At 25.9% G+C, this 1,677-nt stretch carries 3 protein-coding genes and 1 pseudogene; all 4 read right to left on the reverse strand.

The features are described from left to right. Window positions 1-303 (reverse strand): ATP-binding cassette domain-containing protein (locus tag ACLR9T_RS14500; protein WP_413110159.1); only part of this gene is annotated, 303 nt, incomplete at its 3' end. A 91-nt stretch (window positions 304-394) separates the two neighbouring features. After that, complete coding sequence (locus ACLR9T_RS14505) at window positions 395-1,237, reverse strand: sensor histidine kinase (RefSeq protein WP_413110160.1); 843 nt, start codon at window positions 1,235-1,237, stop codon at window positions 395-397. A gap of 55 nt (window positions 1,238-1,292) precedes the next feature. Continuing rightward, window positions 1,293-1,490 (reverse strand): winged helix-turn-helix domain-containing protein, encoded by a 198-nt coding sequence (locus ACLR9T_RS14510; protein WP_413110161.1) that lies wholly within the window; start codon window positions 1,488-1,490, stop codon window positions 1,293-1,295. 3 nt (window positions 1,491-1,493) lie between these two features. Continuing rightward, window positions 1,494-1,677 (reverse strand): annotated as a pseudogene (locus ACLR9T_RS14515) (DNA-binding response regulator); the annotation flags it as partial.

Raw genomic sequence — 1,677 nt, forward strand, 5'->3', positions numbered from 1 at the left:
TGTCAAAACTGGTATCAAATTATAAAATTGATAAATGAGTCCTACTTCCCTTCTCCTCAATATAGCTAATTGTTCTTCATTTTGCTGATATACATTGACACCATTAATAATAACATCACCACTTGTCGTGTTATCTACCCCACCAATTAAATGGAGTAGAGTACTTTTTCCAGAACCTGATGATCCAACAATAGCAATGAATTCACCTTTATCTACTGTAAATGATACATCTTTCAAAGCAATAACTTGATTATCATCTTGACCATAAATTTTAGTTATATTTCTAACTTCTAATATTTTCATCATTATCTCCCCTTTACACCATTTATTATATAATGTCAAGGTGACAAGACCATGACTCATTCGTGACAAAATTGTCATTTAAGAAAAAAGTTTAGATCACTTCTTTATAGAAATGAATCGTAAACTTCGCTCCTGGATATGTATTTTCAACTGCTATTGTACCATTTTGTTTTTCAATAATCATATGACTCAATGATAATCCAATACCAACACTTTGTTGAGTTGCATTCTTTCCCTTATAAAATCGTTCAAACAAATGTATTAAATCTTCTGAATCAATTCCATTTCCATTATCTTGGATAATAATTTCACTATATAAAGGATTATTATTCATCATTATCTTGATATTTCCACCCTGTTCAGTATGTTCTATGCAATTTTTAAAAATATTAGATAATGCTTCTAAAGTCCATAAGATATCAATATCTTCAATATATGTTTGATCAGCTTCTAATTCAATAGAAATATCTTTTAATTCTAATTGTATTTCAAATGGCTTTACCAATTTGATATATAATTCTTTTTGAGATATATTTTCTTTCTGAAATGTAACTGTATTTGAATCTATTTGTGCTATTTTTAATAATGTTATAACAAGCCACTCTATTTTATCTAATAAAAGCTGCTGTTCTTTTAATAGTTTTTTCTTATCTGTTCCTTCAGTCATCTTTAATCTTTCATGAACTAAATTTAAAGAAGTTAATGGTGTTTTCATTTGATGTGATATATCTTCTAATGATTGTTTTAATATTATTTTATCTTCTAATAATAAGCGATTCTGTTCAGATAAACGATTAACTAATTTTACAATTTCACTTTCAAGAAAAGATAAAGTTCCTTCTTTATAATAAGGAATATAAATATCTTTTTGTTGAAAAAGAATAGCATTAACCTGTTGAGATATTTGTTTAATTTGTTTTTCTTTATAAATCATACATATTATCAATGCTATCATAATGATAATAAGCAATATACATATATAAATCATATTAATCACCTAATTTATATCCCAATCCTCGCATTGTTTTAATAATATTAGGATTTTGTGGATTATCTTCAATTTTATTTCTAATTCTTTTCATATAAACAGATAATGTATTGTCAGAAACATCTTCTCCAGTAATATTCCAAATTTCTTCTAGTAGAAATTCCCTTGTAAGAAGTTGATTTGGATAAGAAATGAAAATTAATTATAAACGATATTCTAGAGCTGATAATAAGATTTCATAATTATCTTTAAAGACTTTTCCTGTTAAGGGATTGACTTTGATGTTTTGATATTGATAAAAAGTCTCTTGTTTATGATATCTTCTTAAAATATTTTGGATTCTAGATAGCAATTCACGAGGACGAAACGGTTTTGAAATATAATCA

Origin of the sequence: Thomasclavelia sp. (assembly GCF_047249845.1) — a bacterium.
In the GTDB taxonomy this organism is placed as follows: Bacteria; Bacillota_I; Bacilli_A; order Erysipelotrichales; family Coprobacillaceae; genus Thomasclavelia.